The sequence below is a fragment of the Vibrio phycocola genome, assembly GCF_053850235.1.
Map to the genome: position 1 here is coordinate 120,031 of NZ_JBSQDJ010000001.1, position 19,606 is coordinate 139,636.

A 19,606-nucleotide genomic window follows, 5' to 3' on the forward strand; every position below is an offset into this window, starting at 1 on the left:
AAACACTAGCCATAAGCCGGGATAGTGTTTTTACAGGTGAGTAACAACTACTGGCCGTTGGTCTAACTGAATAATCTGTGAGTTTACTTCAAATAAATGACGAATCAATTCACGATTAATGATGTGATTGGGCTCGCCATACGCAAACAAGCTACCACGATGCAACGCTGCTACTTTGTCTGAATATTGAATCGCTAGATTTAGATCGTGAATAACCATTAACGTGCAAGCTCTTTGTTTAAGAGTATAGGCTTTTACGTATTCTAATAACTTTAATTGATTGTTCATATCCAGTGCTGAGGTGGGTTCATCGAGGATTAATATGGCGGGTTTGTTTATTACAGCTTGTGCCAAACCAACCATCTGACTTTCACCACCGGATAGCTCAGTACACACTTTGTTAGCGAGGTGTACGATGCCAATATCTATCAATAACGCTAGTGCTCGTTCTGCGCTGTTTGCTTGGGTAAACAAAGACCTAGATCCTACATGCATGGTAGTGATCAGCAATTCAACTACCGTAATACTTGCGGAAATTCGGTGGTCTTGAGGTAGGTACCCAATTTCGTCATTCTCAATTGGCTGGCCATTGTAGGTAATCAAGCTAGGATTTAACCGGATGAGTTTGGTCATTTGTTTGAGAACGGTCGATTTACCCGCTCCATTTTTTCCTATCAACGAAACCATTTCACCAGGTTGGATTTCAGGAATACTGAGAGCATCTAACACTTTATGCCCAGAGAAAGAGACAGATAACTCATTGATTTTTAGAGCCATTAAAATTTCCCTCCTTTTTTCACAATGAGAAAAATAAAGAAAGGCACGCCGACAGTCGACATCATGACGGTGAGGGGGAGAATAATCCCTGGCATGATAGATTTGCTCGCGATCGATGCTAGCTCAAGCAGCACAGCACCAATTAGAAATGAGGCGGGCAAAAAGAAACGCTGGTCTTCTCCTAAAATCATTCTAGCAATATGAGGGGCGACTAGTCCGACAAACCCAACAGCTCCCACAAATGAAACTGATAGCGACGTAATCACAGACACTAAGATCAACGTTTTAATACGCAGGCGATTCACATTTATCCCCATCGATTCTGCACGTTCTTGGCCAATTTTTAATGAGGATAACTTCCAAGCATCTTTCATCATGATGGCCATCACAATCGGTAACAAAATCGCAAGAATAGTGATTTTTTCCCAGCTACCTCTGTCGAGTGAACCCATTTGCCAGAATATCAGAGTCTGCAGTTGTGTCTCGGTGGCAATATATTGCATCATCGTCAACATTCCGTCATAGGCAAACATAATTGCAACACCAAATAACATTACTCCCTCAATCGAGATACGGCGTAATGATGACATTCCAGCAATCATAAATGTGGTGAGTAAACACATAACAAATGCCATCGTTGCAATTTGATATTGCTCTGGAATCAGAGGTAAAGAAATAATATTCGTGATGACCAAGGCTGCCCCAAAACCTGCCGCTGCCGAAACACCGAACGTATAGGGGTCAGCTAACGGATTATTGAGTGTTGTTTGCATCTGTGCCCCAGCAATGGCCAAAGCTCCACCAATAAACGGTGCCATCAAGGACATCGGCATACGGATGTCCCAAATGATGATTCGACTTGCAATATCACTCGATGCTGGGTCAAAGATTCCTCTTATAACTTGTGACAACGTAAGGCCTTGAGAGCCAATCAAAATATCAGCGATTAGGCACACAATACTCAATACAAAAAAGACAGCTAGAGCTATCCTTTTCTTTCTCGCCCTCATGTAGTGAAGGTTCAGAGCGTCAGACGCTTCATTCATTAATGTGTCTTGGTTATCAATACTGATACTTTTGATGCAAGTCGACTCACTCACTATTTCATTGCCTCAAAATTATTTTGACCAAACACACCCGTTGCAGAACGATCGGCAAATTGCTTATTCATCTGTTCAAACGTCGCAAGTGGGTCTAAATCTTTAAACTGTTCTGGATGAATCCATTTTGCAAAATATTCCATCGCAACAAGATTATAAGGTGAGTTATAAAATGGCATATAAATAGAATATACGTTTTCAGTCTGATAACTTTGCGTTGCTTTTAGCCAAGTACGCTCCATTAATGCGCTAGTCGCCTTAGTAATCGCAGCTTCATTGAGTGGGGCATAACCGAATGGTACGCCCGCTTTGTTATTACCATCTTTATCTATCCACCCAGTCGTTTGCATGATGTACACATCCGGTTGAGAGGTAATCACGCTTTCTACCGACATTTGACCAGTAATAGCTCCTTTAAGTGGTTCATCCGCAATATTTGTCGCTTTTAAGAAAGGAATGTATGCCCCCATATTGCCCGCTGCAAATGTACGGCAACAAGAGTCTCGATAACCAGCGGCTCTCTCAATAAAGACCTTTTTGTTCATTTCATTTTCTGGCAGGTTTTCAACAACATCTGCTAGGTGCTGTACATGAGCTTGATAGTAGTCGGCAAATTTCTGGCCCTGCTCTTTTTCACCAAGTGCGGTCGCCAAACTCGTGACCGATTGAAGCGTGTTTTTAATTGGATTTTCGCGAAAATCGATTGCGATGACCTTAATACCCGCGTCATCAAGTTTGGCAATCAGTCCTTTCTCTTCTGCGAGTTTGATGTTCGATATATCGACAACGAACAAATCAGGCCTATTATCCATACTTATAAAACGTTCGGCGTCAAACTCACCGGATTTGATTGTCCCTACCTTCAAAATATTCTCAAGTTGTGGGTAATCTTTAATATAGCTAGCATACATACTCGGCGCAGATAGTCGCATATCATCACGCCACGCAACTAAGTGTTCAGCCGCATCACGCTGGTAAATGATTTCCAACAATGGAAACACACGACCTGTTGATAACGCGATATTATTCGGTTTTTTTTCTAGGGTAATACTCCGCCCCGCAACGTCAGTAACCGTAACAGGAAATTTGTCGGCATGCGCAATATTAGGGAGTACGGAAACGGTAAAAATAATCGCTGACGTCGTAAGGTATTGACTAAATATGTTATTTGTCATGGGGAACACCAATTTATTAGAATTAATTTTAATGGTAATGATAAGTGTTCTCATTGCGTTTAGTCAATCTAATTTAGTTGGTGAACTCGGCCTGAATACGCATTAAATGAGTCAATTCTGAATAGCAGTAGGTGTGGAAAGTCTTATTTCGTGTAAAATCCCTTGTTAATTATCCTTTTAAATACAGAGTAACTCATGGAAGTTGAACTGTTAGAAATTCAAGACTTTATTAGACAATATCCTCCTTTTGATGAGTTACCAGAAGACGCATTACAAGAAGTCGCCAAGAGTGTTGAGATATCTTACAGCCGCGCTGATACTGATATTATTGCGTTTAAAGATGATATCCATGAACTGTATATGATCCGTAGTGGTGTCGTTGAAATTTATCGACGTAACGGTCAGCTTCATAATCGATTAGATCAGGGTGAGTTATTCGGTCAAATGGGCCTACTCACTAACAATAAAGTACGCTTTCCTGCTAAATCAATTAAAGATACGCTTTTGTATTGCATCCCAGATACGGTTTTTTATAGTTTATGCGAGCGTTTTGAATACTTTGCCGATTTTGTCGAAGCAGAGGACAGTGCACGATTAAAACAAGCCGTAAAAAATCAAAATGAGGGCGGTAATGATCTCACTACGTCTAAAGTAAAGACACTGATAGCACGTGACCCGCTAATATTACCGTTGACTGCATCCATTCGTGACGTTGCAAAAACCATGGCAGATGAATATCAATCTGCTGCGTTAATTAATGACCCAGATAGTGAAATTGAAACGAATGGCTTTGTTGGATTGATCACCGAACATGACCTTTGCACACAAGTGGTGGCGCAAGGTATTTGCATCGACAATCCTGTTTCTGAAGTGATGACAACGGATCTTATTTCGTTAGACCGAAATGCCTACATCTCAGAAGCGATGTTAATCATGCTTCGCTATAATGTGCACCATCTACCCATCCTCAAAAATAAGCGTCCTATTGGTCTCATTACCGCCTCCGATATCATTCGTTATGAATCACAAAACAGTCTGTTATTTGCGAGTAGTATTTTTGAGCAGCAAACCACTGAGGAGCTGGCTCAACTCTCAACCCATCTAAAATATACCTTTGTGCGCATGGTTAATGAAGATGCCAACTCACATATGGTGGGACGTGCAATGTCGGAAATTGGGCGCAGTTTTAAGCAGCGTTTATTAATGTTAGCTGAAGATAAGTTTGGCCCACCGCCTATTCCATACTGCTTTCTAGCGCTTGGCTCTATGGCTCGTGATGAGCAACTTTTGGTTACCGACCAAGACAATGCGTTGATTTTAGATAACAGTTACGATGTCACAGTCCACGGTGCTTATTTTGAGCAATTATCCCAGTATGTGTGTGACGGCTTAGCGGCATGTGGTTACACTTATTGCACCGGTGACATTATGGCAACCAACCCTGAATACCGAAAAACTCAAGCGGAATGGGAAGCCTGTTTTGCTGACTGGATTGATAACCCTAATCCAAAAGCATTATTAAATTGCAATATCTTCTTCGACTTAACCGGAGTGCATGGGCGTATCAAATGGGCTGAAAAACTGAATGCCTTTATTTTACGAAGTGCCAAAAAGAACAACCGATTTTTAGCCTGTCTTGCTCGTAACGCGTTAAATAGAAAACCACCACTGGGTTTCTTTAAAGACTTTGTCATGGAAAATGATGGTCGTCATAATAACTCAATCAACTTAAAACGCCGTGGTACCGCACCACTTGCCGATCTTATTCGGGTTCATGCTTTAGCCATTGGTTCGCACTCGCAAAACTCTTTTGGCCGATTAGAGGACATTATTGAAGCGGGTATTCTGCCGAAGTCTAAAGGGGAAGATTTACGACACGCCATGGAGCTTATTTCACTCGTACGGCTACGTCATCAAGCATTAGACGTAGAGTCAAATATTGAACCGGATAATAATATTGAGCCAGAAAATATGTCCGATCTTGAAAGACGTAATTTAAAAGATGCATTTTTGGTGTTAAGCAATGCTCAAAACTTCCTAAAATACCGTTACACAGCGAATAAATTTTAAGGCAATCTATTCATGCATAGTATTACCTTCAATGACATTGTTAGCTGGGATGCACATTTACGTTTACAAGCTCGGTTATGTAAAGATCCGCGTTTAAAAACATTTTATAGTGCGGGTACATACCACAACGAAACGGCGATCAAGGATATCGAATTTGTTGCATTAGATTTTGAAACAACAGGTTTGAATCCTGAAGAAAATAGTATTATCAGTATTGGTCTAATTCCTTTTAACCTCGATCGAGTCTTTTGTAACCGAGCAAAAAAATGGTTTATCACCCCTCAAGATAACTTGGATGAAAACTCAGTGGTCATCCATGGTATTACACATTTTGATCTAATAGGTGCACCGGATTTAAGCCATGTACTAACTCCGCTCTTAGAGGCACTCGCGGGAAAAGTCGTGGTGGTGCATTATCGTAATATTGAACGGAATTTTTTAGATCGTAATTTACGCGCATCAATCAATGAAGGTATCGTTTTTCCAGTGATTGATACGATGCAAATTGAAGCTAATATCCAACGTAAAGCCGTGTCCGGTGTTTATAATTGGTTAAAAGGTAAGAAACCGCAATCTATCCGTTTGGGGAGTTCTCGCCAACGCTACAATCTTCCGAGTTACCAGCCGCATGATGCATTAACGGATGCCATCGCAACAGCTGAGTTATTTCAAGCGCAGATTCGTCATCATTATGATCCTGACATACCCATAAAAAAGTTATGGCTCTAGCTATTTGTGTTGCTGTGGGTATAGCAGTAGAACGGTGAGTGGGTGAATCGTGAGGAAATCGATTCGCTGGGGAAAGAGTAGGGGAAACATGCTGAAAAATCTGATGGTATAAAAAACCGATTAACCACTGCTAATCGGCTTTTATCAATCAACTAGAAGGGTATGGTTAACTCACACCCATCCAAGACCCTATTTTCTAGAGTGCGGTTCTGTTCTCATCCCCATTAGCAAACTCACACACATCACGAGTAAGATAATAGTGAACGGTAAAGCGGTAGAGATGGTGCCTGCTTGCAGCGCCTGGATAGCATTAGTTCCACCAACCCAGAGCAAAGCAATCGCAATCGCTCCTTCAATTGAGGCCCAAAAAACGCGTTGAGGTATAGGCGCATCTACTTTACCACCTGCTGTAATGCTATCAATAACTAGAGAGCCTGAATCAGAGGACGTGATAAAGAAAACTAGAACGAGTACCACAGCCACTAATGACAATATGCTACCGAATGGAAGTTGATCAAACATTTGGAACATTGCTAACGGTACTTCCGTTAAACCATTAGCACCTAATTCACCGACATTATTAATAATTTGATCGATCCCGACGCCACCAAATACAGACATCCATAAAATAGTCACAAGTGTTGGAATAATTAATACGGCGATAATGAATTCACGCACTGTGCGACCACAAGAGATACGCGCAATAAACATACCTACAAATGGTGACCAAGAAATCCACCATGCCCAATAAAATACCGTCCAACCATGCATCCAAGCTTCATCTTCTCGGCCATGTGGATTACTTAAAGGAATGATATTCTCTATATAGCCCATTACCGTTGTTGGGACTGTTCCCATTGAGATCGCTAGAGTCACTAATGCAACAAATACCACCAACACAATCGCTAAAATCATGTTGACGTTGCTGATCAGTTTAACACCGCCATCAATCCCACGAACGACCGATATAATGGCAAGTAATGTCACGCCGACAATGATGGTTATCTGAGTGGTGATACCTGAATCAATACCAAATACATGATGAAAACCACTTGCTGCTTGTTGCGCGCCTAAACCTAAAGACGTCGCCAGACCAAATAAGGTTGCTATAACAGCGAAAATATCGATGATGTGTCCAGCCCATCCCCAAGTACGATCACCTAGGATAGGATAAAATACGGAACGCATTGAAAGCGGTAAGCCTTTGTTAAAGGCAAAAAATGCGAGTGATAAAGCCACAACACCATAGATAGCCCATGGGTGTAAGCCCCAGTGGAACATGGTCGCTCCCAAGGCCAACTTAGCGGCTTCAGGTGTATTAGGCGTTACGTTTAATGGTGTTTCATACCAACCGGTAAAGTATGCGACTGGCTCGGCGACTCCCCAAAACATTAAGCCAATACCCATGCCTGCGGCAAATAGCATTGATAACCATGACAACGTAGTGTAGTCACTTTTGGCCTGTTCACCACCAAGGCGAATTTTACCAAATGGTGACACCACGAGTATCAAGCAGAAAATAACGAAAAAGTTTGCTGACCACATAAATAAGCCATCAAAAGCACCGATTATTTTCCATTTTAAACCGTCTAAACCAGCTTTAGACACTTCAGGATCGATCACCATGATCGCAATTAAAAACGCAATGATCAATCCAGCACTTATTCCGAAAACAGCATTGTGGATATCAAATCCCCACTTCTGCACGTTATCTCGCCCAATAGTATAATCGGTATTATCTATACTATATTTATCCTTATTTGAATTCATTTTTCCTCGTTTAGAGCATATGCTCATCTTATCAATTCTCGCAAATGCATAATAACAAAAGTGATGCCTTATCAGAAGGCCAACCCGGCTTTATCCCAGTACAACGCTCCGATAGACTCGAGAGGTAGTGCAGATTAGTTACTACAATCGAGATACTTACTCTGATGCATAAGATAAACAATAAATTGATTGTGGTTGAATGAGAGAGTGACATACAACGATTTCGAGTTTGATTTGAGAGGTTTATGTGATGTTTGAAGAACAGCCGCAACCAGTACTACACTTCAATCCAAGTGTTTACCTTGTGTATTCACTAAACAAATAAACAAAATCTTGCACTCGTATTTTGTAAGTGCTAGATTCTAAATTCTCAAATTGAACGATCGTTCAGTTATAAGTATTGAAAATTCTATATGTCTTTGAATTTTCTGTTTGGATTTCCTACTACTCAAAGTTGAATATAAATGAATAAAAATACTATTATCACTACAATCATTATCGGTCTAGTTGCAAGTATCGTCTTCATAATGGTCCAACCTTTATTTGGTATGTCTACGCTCACATCACGCCATGCTGCCGCTTATGTCGAGTTTGGTGGTTATAATCAGACGAATGCATTTTTACTGTCGTGGTTTGTCCATATCAGTGTTTCGGTTTTTTATGCCGCACTTTCACATCTCATCTTTATTCGTAATTCGTCGTTAACTGTGAGTACTATTCAGGTATTGGTTTTGGGTTGGATTACGACGCTAACGGCAACGCCTGCTAATGAATTTGTTGTAAAACTAGTGACAACGCAGCAATTTCCGGCAATCAGTTCGTTATCAGCAATAAATACAGAAATGGGGCCAAAGTTATGGCTACATATCGTGTTTTTTGCGTTCATCGTTTTTGGATTATGGATCTCAAAGTTCAAGAGATCAGCAACGGTAACAGCACGCGCTTAATCAGATTCGATCCGTGAAGCTACTAGCCTCCGATAATGACTATTGATTTATCAAACGGGGTTAGTGAGTTTTCTTATAAGTTGCAACAACTACTTACATCAACTTGAACACGTAGGCGTCGATTAATTCTAGAGCACATAGTATCGTGTGTTAGTGTATTGCAAGCTAATTTAATTGCGATGATCATTCCAGCTAAGATGCTTAATCGTTTTCAGAAATACGGTATTTGCGATGGGCATCCGACACTTTTAGGCTTACCATGACTTTCTTCAAGACTTAAACGATCTGTGATTCTGTATATCGTGATTTCTCATCACTATTCTCTGTTCTTGGTTGGTAATTAGAAACAGAAGAACTTTAAATCGGAATACTCCTATTTTTTAGGGATGGTTATGCATGAGGCATTATGTTTCGCTTTACTAAGTATTGATTTGAGGAGAAACTGAAATCCTAGTTTGAGTGACGAGGATAGAAAATGATACGTATACTATTGATGATTATGTCTTTATTTCCTTCATTCGCAAATAGCCATGAAAAACTATTGCGTGATGTATCCGAATTACAATGGGAAAATAGAGTGTTGCTAATTTGGTCTGAAGTTAGACCTGAAAGTAGCTTCGACACTCTCACCGATGGGATTGATGAAAGGGATTTGGTTTGGTTTCAGTTATCAAAAACGGCCGTTACTAGCAATTATGGTGGTGAAATTTCCGGAGAGTTCTTGGCTAGAACAAACAAAAAGTATCAGGATCCTGAAGTACAAGTAATGTTGATAGGTAAAGATGGTGGTATCAAAAATAGATACTCTTCACTTGATGTGCTGTCGGTATTCAAATCAATCGATGCTATGCCAATGCGTCAATCTGAAATTAGAAATGGAAAACCATAAGCCTGACGATTTGGTCGGTCTTCATATCCCGCTCATATACTGTAGTGTCAAAAATTAATTTGCCCGTGCTGTTGGAGAAAGCAACAGTTCTAGCGCGAAATAACTTCCGCATAGGAATTCCAAAAATATTACCTGTCGTTATGACAATACGCCGATTGTGGTAAATCGATCATTTTTCATGGTATGAGAAGAAAAATGGGTTCGTTCGCTTCTGGATCGTATAAACTCCTCAACATTAACGATAAATGGGACACACACATGCCTCACCGCTACACACCTACCATTAAAGATTGGCTATCTTTGCTAGTGCTGATTCTACTGTGGGGTACGTCACTTATGTTTACCACGGTCTCTCTGGAAAACTTTAGCCCTGTTGGTATCGTCTCTCTTAGAGTGTTGTTCGCAGCAGTTATTCTCACGTTTTTTATGCTTGCCAAAGGTTTGCGCTTGCCCAAGGAACCGTTAACTTGGGCCGTGTTTCTACTGTTGGGTGCTGTAGGGAATCTATTGCCGTTTCTTTTGATTTCTATTGGTCAGAAGGAAGTTAGCTCAGGAATTACAGGGTTGTTGATGGCCTTTATGCCTTTAGCAACGATGATTCTGGCGCACTATTTTGTGGTTGGGGAACGTCTAAATCGTTTTAAAATACTCGGTTTTCTATTGGGTATTTCAGGCGTGGCGGTTGTACTTGGACCATCGATAGTAGGAACTCACAACAATTTACTCAGTGGTCTACTGATCGTGCTCGCCACCTTTAGCTATGCGGTGAACGCTATTTTAGCACGGCGCTTACCTTCCTTTGATCCTATTGTCACGGCAGCGGGTGTGATGATTGTGTCCAGTATCGCCATAGTACCATTGTGGCTTTGGCAAGATTTACCGTGGCAACAAAGCTACTCTTTCAAGGCCACTTTATCTTTGTTGTGGCTGGGTATCGGGCCAACAGCCTGTGCCACCATTATATTGTTTTCTGTTGTCCGTACAGCAGGCCCAACCTTTCTGTCGTACATTAATTACGTCATTCCTTTAGTGGCGTATTTTACCGGAGCAATTATTTTGAACGAAGCGATCGAATTACGTAGCTTAGTCGCAATGTTATTGATCATTGTGGGTATAGCGTTAACGCGTAAGCGGGTAGATATAAGGGCAAGCTAGCGTAAAGAGGCGAGTATGTGTTTGTTCTTTTTTACCACTACAAACATCCTCTTCTCTCAGGTAACGCCCTTAAAATATCAGTTGGCTCCCTGACTCTAATCTGTATATGATTTAATGACCTAATTAAATGGCGCGCACTATGTCTTCAACTTCTTCTTTTTATGACCAAAATGCTCATCAACTTTCAGATCGATATAATGCTTTAGAGTTTGAAAAAGTGCATGAATCTTGGGAGTTGTTTTGGCCTGGAATGGGTGAAACAGTATTAGATGTTGGTGCTGGAACGGGTAGAGATTCGAAATGGATGTCAGAACGAGGAGCGAATGTTATCGCATTGGAACCTTCTTCTGCGATGCTTGAATGCGGAAAACAAGTTTCGGGCGATAAAGTGACTTGGGTAAAAGATTCGCTCCCTTCTTTAACAAAGATCGAAAACTTGGGAATGCGCTTCGATCTTATCCTAGTCAGTGCCGTGTGGATGCATTTAGCACCGAGTCATAGAAGCCGAGCTTTTAGGAAGTTATCCAACTTGCTTGCTCCTAACGGTCGATTGGTGATTTCACTTCGTCATGGTGAATTCTCAGATGGAAGAGAAAGTTACCCTGTCTCGATTGAAGAGCTCGAGAGTTTCGCTAAAGATACCGCTTTGCTAGTTAGACGTAAAACAAACTCAGATGACACTCTAGGACGCACAACGGTTACTTGGCATACGGTCGTGATGTCATTGCCAGATGATGGTTCTGGTGATTTGAACAAAGTGCGACATATCATTGTTAATGACAGCAAAAGCTCGACCTATAAACTCGGTCTACTTCGAGTGTTATTGCGCATTGCTGATGCTCACCCCGGTTGCGTGACCGACAGTTCAGAAGGTGAGGTGTCTATTCCGCTGGGATTGGTCGCTTTGTATTGGGTTAAAGCGTATAAACGTCTAATTGATAAAGAAAATATTCAACAAAATAGTAATACTAAGGTTGGACTGGCGTTCATCAAACCTGATGGTTGGGATAAAATTACTCACCTTTTAGCGGATGATTTGGCAATTGGTAGTTTCTTTACTGGTGATGACGCAATAGCAATTCAAAATACCTTCAAAGACTCAATTGAAACGATGAAACGGGGACCAATCAAGTTCATCTACAGTGGCTCTATTGAAGATAAAAATCAGGAATTTAGAACGAAGACTCCTCCCAAACGCCGAAAAATGGAATCAGGTATCGTTCTGGATAATGAATTTTTTTCAGGCTTTGGTTCGTTAGTACTTAAAGAGAGCTTGTGGGAGTGTTTTCGCTTATATAATTCGTGGATTGAGCCGTTGGTCGTTAATCAATGGGTTATGCAAATGCAGCGCTTTAAACTCAATCAAGAGCGTCAAATTACCTTGCAGACTTATCATAATATCTTGATATGGTTAGATAAAGAACACGATACAAGTGATGTGAGAAAACGAGTTAAGGACTTACAGCGTGATAACATCCGTATCTCTAGCGTCTGGAGTAATACAAAAATTACTCAAGATTACCATGTCGATCATTGTCTACCGTTCTCGTATTGGCCAAATAATGATCGCTGGAATTTATTGCCTACAACGAAAAAGGAAAACCTCAATAAAAAGGATCGGTTACCTAAGCGAGAACGCTTGGTTCATTCCAAACATCGAATACTCGACTGGTGGCAATTAGCTTGGGGTGATAATGATGTTAACACTCAACGATTTTTTTCAGAAGCATCGCTATCGTTGCCCAATATCCCTCCGCAATGCCGTGAATTCGAAGAGGTGTTTGAAGCGATGGGATTGCAAATTAGTGGGGTAAAAAGCAGATTATTGGTGGGGGAGTGGTAAATCATTAAATCTGTAGAAAACCTTAAATCTGGTGTTAATCCCAAATTAAAAAACAAGCCATTACCAGATACACGGGTAATGGCTTGAACATACTTTTCTCTATGTAGCAGCTCTATTCAAGAGGGCGTTTAGAAATCAAAAACAAGCCCTAGGCCAAGAGCTAATCCATCATCCAGGTCACTGCCTGATTCAGCAGTAAACGATGTATAAGATAAACCAACGCCAGCACTTACATGATCACTAATGGAATACTGAGCAGCCGCGTTAAGGATTGCTAGGCTCGTCCAGCCAGTATAATCATAGACAAAAATATTAGCTTCAGTATTGTTATCGCTATCTTCAGGTACCAGGTACATCAACCCACCGGTAAGCGTCATTGGTTTTGAAGGCTTATACATGCCACTGACAACGGCACCGATAACACCAGAGTTTTTGGTAATTGCAAACGGGGTGGTCGGTTTACCAAACATCTGCAGATTCGAGTCATCGTGATCAAACATCTGGCCAAGACCTTCGTTGAAAGGCTGGACCATCCCTTGTTTGAATATGTTAACTTGCTGAGTTTTATCGTTATCTACACTAGCTGCATAATAAAGCTTGGTGTTTACATAACCAGCAGGTAGTTGGTATTTGGCATTTATTACCAGTTGAGTACCATCATAATCTGTACCACTGCCGTCGTCGCCAAAGAAGGTCATCGCCTCACCAGTAAAACGAAGTTTACCGGTTTTATAACTGCCTGCTACACCAACCGATTGTTTGTCATCATTCGTCAATTGATCGATTTTACGAACGTAGTAAGCAGACATGCCACCTGCTGTATTTCCATGGCCGACCTCGATACCATAAGCGTATGCATCCTTGTCGGTTCCACTGTCACCATCGATATATTCGTTGCCTTCGAAAGGTGAATAGCCATCATTTCCAGAGCTAACATCATCGTTTTCAGAAGTGATAGCACCGAACGTGTGGATAACGGTACTCGTAGGTAGAGTATATTCTAGGTCTACACCGGTAAAACTATCACCTTGTAGGTTATAACCACCGCCAAAGAATACCGGCATCATACCGACTTTCAAATCGACAGTGTCAGTTTTCACTCGTCCGTAAACCTGAGCAATGGTGAGTTCCGAGCCTTCATTCTGAGCCATGGATAAATCATCGCTTACGCCACTGTCATAACCCATGATTCCATCTACAGCTTTGACCCACCAATTTATCGTACTTATTTCATCAATGGTATACGACCCGACGTTGTTATATGCCATGGTGGTATACTCTGAACCCTCACCATCTTTAAAGGCACGATCATCGAGACTATATGTTCTAACTGCGAACTGGTTTCTCATACTAAATCCAAGCGCGGCTGCAGATGGTCGAACGAATCCTTCATCAACGGCATCTCTTGGGTGTTCAGGCTCGGCAGGTTTCTCAAATTCTGTAGCAAACCCAGCAGCGAATGCGGATGTGCATAAGACTGAAGAAATAATGGCGGCCAGTGGCAGTACGGCAAATTTTTTCACGTTATTCAAATATTTCATTTCTTGCGCCTCAGTGTATTTTTAGTTTATTTCATTGAATTCTTTAATAAAATTAAACTCTAGATTAACGGCTGGTAAGAGATAAAGGGCTTTCAACTTTGAGCAACACATGATGAATTTCCCATTAATGACCTATCTTCAGTGGCTGGTCGATAAAGCGTCGTGAGATGACAATATGTATCCACAACAAATTTAGCTAAGCGTCTAGTGCACTTATTTCTGCTAAATTTTTTGAATTATCCATCAACATTTTTCTATCTAGCACGAGTTACAGTGTTTTACGCTTCATTGAGCGTAGACAAACTTATCTTGTGTCAAAGAGCTGCATTACGAGCATGAATATTAGTTAATCCATAGTTAGATAAATAATAGTTAGCTAAGTAATAGTTAGTTGAATAATGGTTAGCTAGGTAATAGTTAGATAACTAACTAGAAAGTTAAACCAATTAGGTAGGAGGGACAAAAGGTTTTATTTTATAATGTGAGGCTTATCACCACCAAGAGAGTTACGTACGGTGATTAAGGAAGATGTGAGGTCTTTAACCTGATCTAAATCAAGGGACTTGCGTAATTCATTATCAAGTTCAACCATGATTTCTAAGCTAATTTTAGCCGATTTTATGCCTTGCTCTGTAAGAGACACATTCATAATTCGGTCGTCTTGAGTATCTTGTTTTCGCACTATTAACCCCGAAACCTCCATTTTTTTGACTAAATTGGTCACAGTCGCGGGCTTGATGTCCAATCCTTGAGCAATTTCTCTTTGTGTTAAGGCGTCATAATCGAGTAACGAAATTAAAATTCGAGCCTGGCCAAAGTGAATTCCCAAGCTACCCAATGAGGATCTCATTTTGTCTTTAAGCAGTTTTTCTATATGCATGAAATAGTTGGTTAGTGGGTATTTTGTGTGATTTGATATCATGATCCTGTCTAAATCCTATACAAGCACGTAGATTATAGTTTACATGATGTCACACAAGTCTCGGTAGACAAAGGAAAAAACAAGACAAGAAATTAACTTACGCTATTCTGCCGTCTTTCACACTGCAGGTTAACCAAAGCCACCAAATAATATAACGACTGTTTCTTATATCTCTCTTGTCCCAAAAATGTTATTCAACTGAATTCATTACTTATACTTTACACATCAAATATTCACCTACTAGTATAACGAGTAGAGTCTAATAAAAGTTAAGGTGGAATATGAGGTTTCAGGTAAAAGAAGCGTTAGATAAAGTGTCGGATCTCGTTTCATGTGATCCAAATAGCGTTATCATAAATAGCATTGAGCCAAACAATATCAAACTTAGCTACGTGGATGAACTCAATTCTGAGTACGAGTTTACTTATCAAAATGGTGAGCTTTATCCATATCGAACAAAGACGATGAATTCTATTCCCAGTTAGTCGATAGCTGAATCTTTTTCTATCCCATTTGCCATTAAGATTTGGTTTCCCTTCACGATTTTTCCTTAATAATGACGAGTGGGTCTTTAACGACGTCCATAACCTTGGAAGCGGGTTGGCCCTGTTCAATCAACTGAACCATGACCTTCATGTAGCGATGGATATGCCTGAAGTATTTGTAATAACCTTCACATAGATAGTTTAAGCCCGGTTCACCGCTAGGGGTGGTTAAAAAGCGATGGCGGGGGCATTCCCCATTGCACGCAAATAGGGCTTCACAGTTATGACACTTCTTCGGTAACGAGGTGCTTTTGTTTGCTCCAAAGTTCTGCTGCTGATCTGAGGCAATCATTTTTTTAGGGTCTTCTTTTAGGACATTGCCAAGGAGATAGTCGGGGTAGACATAATGGTCGCAGGAATAGATATCGCCATTGTGCTCCAATGCTAATGCGCTGCCACATTGTTTGGCAAAAATGCAGATTGTTGATGGTAGCCCCAGCCAGGATTCGAGTGCCCACTCAAAGTTGACGACAAAAACTGAGCCGACATCGGTGCGCACCCATTGCTCAAAAATCTGGATTAAAAAGTCACCATAGACTGCCGGTTCAACAGAGTAGGGTGATAGAGTGACATCCAGTTCTTCATCATAAATAGGTGGCGCTGCATGTTTGAGCCCCTGCTTCAACTGCGAATCGTTTGGAACCCTTTCTACAATCGGCGTGAATTGGATGTATTCAATCTCCAGCGATTTTAGGAAATTATAGATTTCGAGTGGGTGTTTTGATGTTTCTCTGGTGACGCAGACAAGAGCATTGTAAGGGATGTCATATTTTTTCAATAAATTAAGGGCGGTGAGGACTTTGCTTAATGTTGGCTTGCCTGAATGGTCAACGCGATAGCGGTCGTGATATAGCTCTGGCCCATCGATGCTTAGCCCGACGAGGAAGCCGTTCTTTTTTAAGAAAGTGCACCACTGGTCATTCAGCAGTGTCCCATTGGTTTGCAGGGCATTGACGATCGACTTGCCATTCGCGTATTTGGCTTGAATTTGAACGACTCGCTCAAAGAAATCCAGGCCCGCTAAAGACGGCTCACCTCCTTGCCATACAAACTGAATTTCTGGAATATCCTGTGAGGAAATGTATTTACTGATAAAGGCTTCGAGTACCTCATCCGACATGCGGTAATAATTTTCCTTTCGAAGAAATGATTTCTTCTCTGAATAAAAACAGTACTCACAATCTAAATTGCACAGAGGCCCCATCGGTTTTGCCATCATGTGATAGCCGCTTCCTATTTGGCGATCATCGGTTTTCATTTTATATCTCTTTCTCTATGTTGTGGGGTGAGTTCAGTTTGGAAAATTAACCTTCGACCTGTGTGCCACTACAACCTTAGGCCGCTCCGCTAAACGACATAAAAGCTGAGCCAAGGCTGGGATTCCTTTTGGGAAAACCCAGCCTCGGCTCTTAGCACTTTAAGTTAAATAAAATATTCAACTTAAAGTATGGTCTAGTGACTCGCTGCGGCAGGGGCACCCGGTGGACGACCGCCCTCTGCACCTGGCTTGCCAGCACCCGGAGGAGGCCCAGCCATGAATGGTTTCACATCGAACTGGACGTAATCGATGCTTCCACTAAAGGCAAAACCATTCTCTTCGTCGGCATATGCCTTGCTAACAGGAAGGAAGAGGTCTTTACCAACATCCATGCCTTCAGGTCCGAGATTCGCAGAGGTTCCGATTTCGCCTTGACCGACCTGCTTGTCGTCGATGAAGAGTGTGCCGATACCGTTCTTGCGACTCTTTCTATCGAACACATATTTCACAACAGAATCACCGGTTGGCACATTCGTGTCTGACGAAACTTTATACATAACGCCATGGCTGTCGTACTCATAGACAAGCTTCTCATCCTTGATGTAGAAGGTATAACCGGCGATGTTGTCACCTAATGCAACGAGAACGCCTTCGTCATTTTTGTCGTCTCTGCTAATCGGAACAGTGATGGTCATGCTTCCTGAGTGAGGAGGAAATCCGCCGATGATGTGTGACATTTCTGGATAATATTTGAAACTGCTCCTAGCGGAGGCTGCATCTTTAGGGATGTAAGCGGCCAGCATTGGCGAAAAGGGTAGCATTGGAACTTCAGCTTCTTTTGTCATTTCAAAAAAGCGAGCCTTCATTTCATCATGTTTAGCAGGATATTTAGCTGCGACATCGGTGGTTTGGCCCATATCCTCGTTAACATTGTAGAGTTCCCATTGGTCGGAGCTGAAATCCTGTGTCATTGCGACCCAGCCCTGATCATAGATATAGGACTTATTCTGATAGAGAACGAAGGCGTTATCCCTTACTTCGGGTGCTTCGGCGTTGTTAAAGGTGCTCGCAAGGCTGACACCCGTAACCGGAAGCTGCTCGATGCCTTTGTATACGGTTGGTGCTTCAGCATCGATAATATCGAGCATTGTTGCCGAGATATCACTTGAATGCAGGTACTGGGAGCGAACTTTGCCCTTATCGGCGAAGTCGCCTTCAGGCCAGGAGATCAGCAGTGAGGCTCTGATTCCGCCCTCGTATACGTTGCCTTTATATCCTTTGAATGGTGTATTGCCGACCTGCGCCCAGCCTTTCGGGTAGAGGCCTGCAACATTAGGCCCGCCAATCTCTTTAAGTTTTGGATAGAGATCTTTAAGTGTTCTCGCTTTTCCGCCTGCCAGCGCCGCTGCAAAACTGTCGGTTCCATCAGGTCCACCGGCATCTGTGGCACCGTTGTCATTGAGCAGAACGATAATGGTGTTGTCGTACTCGCCAACCTTTTTCAGGTAGCTGACCAGTTCACCGATTTTTTCATCTGCTTCGGTAATAAAGCCGGCGTAGACTTGCATGAAGCGAACGTAGAGTTCTTTCTCTTCATCGCTAAGGCTATCCCAAGGCCGTATCCCTGGGTCGGAAGCTGGAAGAACCATGTCGGCAGGGAAGATGCCAAGGGCCTTCATGCGCTCAAATCGCTCTGCTCTGATGACGTCCCAGCCCTTGTCGTAAACCCCATCGTACATATCGACGTATTTCTCGACGACCTGTATAGGAGAGTGGCTGGTTCCGAAGGCAAAATTCATGAAGAAGGGTTTGTCGGGGTAGACCGATGCGTGATCCGCTATGTACATCTTTGCGTGAGCGATCAGGTCGTTGTTGAGAATGTAGTTTTCGTCATCGACTGGAGGCAGTGTCTCATTGCCGTTGATGAGTTGTGGCGTGAACTGATCCGTTTCGCCATCGAGAAATCCGAAGTAGCGATCATAGCCTTTAGCTAAAGGCCAATAGTCGAAAGGGCCAGCAGGAGTGTTGTGAACTTTGGGTGAATTATGATACTTCCCAACGCCATATGTGCTGTAACCATTCTCTTTCAGCATCTGCATAATGGTTGCAGCATTGTGGGATATGCGCCCTTGTAAGTTGGTTCTTTCTGGTGGGCCATTAAAGGCTGCGACGTGACCCATTCCGACTGTGTTACTTTCGCGACCGGTTAAAAGGGACGCTCTGGTCGGGGATGATAGCGGCGATACATGGAAATTGTTGTAGCGCAACCCTTGCTTAGCCAACTGGTCGATATTAGGAGTCTTGATTTCAGACCCGAAAGCCCCCCAATCGGAGAAGCCCATATCGTCCAAAATGATATAGACAATATTAGGATCGGTTTGTTTTTGAGTATCAGTCTTCAGATCAGAAGCGGACATGTCTTTCATATTTTCGCCATCTGATTTTTCGGCTGGCGCTGCGTGTGGACCTGCTCCGAGCGGTGAGATTGTTGCCGCAACAGCAAGTGCAGTGCCTACTGCTGTAGGTCTGTTAAATAACTTATTCCACTGACCTCTATCCATGTGTTTCCCTCGTCAAGTGAGTTCCAGTTGACGGGGGGCTGGAACCACCAGAACCATCAGCAATCGGAACGTTTCAAAATCCAGATTTCAATTGATAGCAGACCCCGTTCCGAAAAAGTCACCATGATTACTTACCAATAAGATATTGAACGAAGTGTTTTGTTGTAAGTGCATCAATTTCGAATGAAACTATATGAGTAAATACCGGCAAGATCATTAGAAATTTGGACATTTATTGATCTGGGAACTGATCGTTAAAAAAATAAAACCTTTTCGGCATTTTTCGTCACATTGCTGGAATGTTGTTAGGGGTTAAGGGGGGAG

Annotated in this window: 16 protein-coding genes; 8 read left to right on the forward strand and 8 right to left on the reverse strand. The window is 42.0% G+C overall.

The features are described from left to right. Positions 1 to 30 precede the first annotated feature (30 nt). The 3 genes from ACWU4D_RS00595 to ACWU4D_RS00605 are packed head-to-tail and all read right to left on the reverse strand — an operon-like array spanning position 31 to position 3,052. Entirely contained in the window at positions 31 to 777 is a 747-nt protein-coding gene (locus tag ACWU4D_RS00595; protein ID WP_456049426.1) for an ABC transporter ATP-binding protein, read from the reverse strand. Next, the gene (locus ACWU4D_RS00600; RefSeq protein WP_456049427.1) at positions 777 to 1,877 is read right to left on the reverse strand and encodes a FecCD family ABC transporter permease; all 1,101 of its coding nucleotides are present in this window, start codon (positions 1,875 to 1,877) and stop codon (positions 777 to 779) included. Before ACWU4D_RS00600 ends, ACWU4D_RS00595 begins: the two co-directional genes overlap by 1 nt. Continuing rightward, positions 1,877 to 3,052, reverse strand: coding sequence for an ABC transporter substrate-binding protein (locus tag ACWU4D_RS00605; protein WP_456049428.1), 1,176 nt, complete (start codon positions 3,050 to 3,052; stop codon positions 1,877 to 1,879). Before ACWU4D_RS00605 ends, ACWU4D_RS00600 begins: the two co-directional genes overlap by 1 nt. A 195-nt stretch (positions 3,053 to 3,247) precedes the next feature. Here ACWU4D_RS00605 and ACWU4D_RS00610 point away from each other — a divergent pair, with 195 nt between their 5' ends. After that, positions 3,248 to 5,122 carry a DUF294 nucleotidyltransferase-like domain-containing protein gene (locus ACWU4D_RS00610; RefSeq protein ID WP_456049429.1) on the forward strand — a complete coding sequence of 625 codons (1,875 nt, stop codon included), beginning with the start codon at positions 3,248 to 3,250 and terminating at the stop codon, positions 5,120 to 5,122. 12 nt (positions 5,123 to 5,134) lie between these two features. Then, on the forward strand, positions 5,135 to 5,851 hold the full coding sequence (locus ACWU4D_RS00615) for a 3'-5' exonuclease (RefSeq protein WP_456049430.1): 717 nt from the start codon (positions 5,135 to 5,137) through the stop codon (positions 5,849 to 5,851). Between the two features lie 189 nt (positions 5,852 to 6,040). Here ACWU4D_RS00615 and ACWU4D_RS00620 read toward each other — a convergent pair whose 3' ends face one another. Next, complete coding sequence (locus ACWU4D_RS00620) at positions 6,041 to 7,621, reverse strand: BCCT family transporter (RefSeq protein ID WP_456049431.1); 1,581 nt, start codon at positions 7,619 to 7,621, stop codon at positions 6,041 to 6,043. 464 nt (positions 7,622 to 8,085) lie between these two features. Between ACWU4D_RS00620 and ACWU4D_RS00625 the strand changes: the two genes are divergently transcribed. The 4 genes from ACWU4D_RS00625 (at position 8,086) to ACWU4D_RS00640 (ending at position 12,455) form a co-directional block, all read left to right on the forward strand. Further along, positions 8,086 to 8,568, forward strand: coding sequence for a hypothetical protein (locus ACWU4D_RS00625; protein ID WP_456049432.1), 483 nt, complete (start codon positions 8,086 to 8,088; stop codon positions 8,566 to 8,568). A 475-nt stretch (positions 8,569 to 9,043) separates the two neighbouring features. Continuing rightward, complete coding sequence (locus ACWU4D_RS00630; protein ID WP_456049433.1) at positions 9,044 to 9,457, forward strand: DUF4174 domain-containing protein; 414 nt, start codon at positions 9,044 to 9,046, stop codon at positions 9,455 to 9,457. A 258-nt stretch (positions 9,458 to 9,715) separates the two neighbouring features. After that, the gene (locus tag ACWU4D_RS00635; protein WP_456049434.1) at positions 9,716 to 10,612 is read left to right on the forward strand and encodes a DMT family transporter; all 897 of its coding nucleotides are present in this window, start codon (positions 9,716 to 9,718) and stop codon (positions 10,610 to 10,612) included. Positions 10,613 to 10,751: 139 nt separating this feature from the next. Then, positions 10,752 to 12,455, forward strand: a complete 1,704-nt coding sequence (locus ACWU4D_RS00640; protein ID WP_456049435.1) for a methyltransferase domain-containing protein — start codon at positions 10,752 to 10,754, stop codon at positions 12,453 to 12,455. A gap of 128 nt (positions 12,456 to 12,583) precedes the next feature. Here ACWU4D_RS00640 and ACWU4D_RS00645 read toward each other — a convergent pair whose 3' ends face one another. Beyond that, positions 12,584 to 13,996 (reverse strand): hypothetical protein, encoded by a 1,413-nt coding sequence (locus ACWU4D_RS00645; protein WP_456049436.1) that lies wholly within the window; start codon positions 13,994 to 13,996, stop codon positions 12,584 to 12,586. A gap of 469 nt (positions 13,997 to 14,465) precedes the next feature. Next, complete coding sequence (locus ACWU4D_RS00650) at positions 14,466 to 14,918, reverse strand: MarR family winged helix-turn-helix transcriptional regulator (protein WP_456049437.1); 453 nt, start codon at positions 14,916 to 14,918, stop codon at positions 14,466 to 14,468. A gap of 281 nt (positions 14,919 to 15,199) precedes the next feature. Here ACWU4D_RS00650 and ACWU4D_RS00655 point away from each other — a divergent pair, with 281 nt between their 5' ends. Further along, on the forward strand, positions 15,200 to 15,403 hold the full coding sequence (locus ACWU4D_RS00655) for a hypothetical protein (RefSeq protein ID WP_456049438.1): 204 nt from the start codon (positions 15,200 to 15,202) through the stop codon (positions 15,401 to 15,403). Between the two features lie 52 nt (positions 15,404 to 15,455). Here the strand turns inward: ACWU4D_RS00655 and ACWU4D_RS00660 are convergent, their stop codons facing one another. Beyond that, a complete protein-coding gene (locus tag ACWU4D_RS00660; RefSeq protein ID WP_456049439.1) occupies positions 15,456 to 16,721 on the reverse strand; it encodes an anaerobic sulfatase maturase in 1,266 nt (421 codons plus the stop codon). A 194-nt stretch (positions 16,722 to 16,915) separates the two neighbouring features. Next, on the reverse strand, positions 16,916 to 19,147 hold the full coding sequence (locus ACWU4D_RS00665; RefSeq protein WP_456049440.1) for an arylsulfatase: 2,232 nt from the start codon (positions 19,145 to 19,147) through the stop codon (positions 16,916 to 16,918). On the opposite strand from ACWU4D_RS00665, the gene ACWU4D_RS00670 reads away from it, so the two are divergent. Next, entirely contained in the window at positions 19,137 to 19,271 is a 135-nt protein-coding gene (locus ACWU4D_RS00670; protein ID WP_456049441.1) for a hypothetical protein, read from the forward strand. The two genes, ACWU4D_RS00665 and ACWU4D_RS00670, sit on opposite strands and share 11 nt — an antisense overlap. Positions 19,272 to 19,606 lie beyond the last annotated feature (335 nt).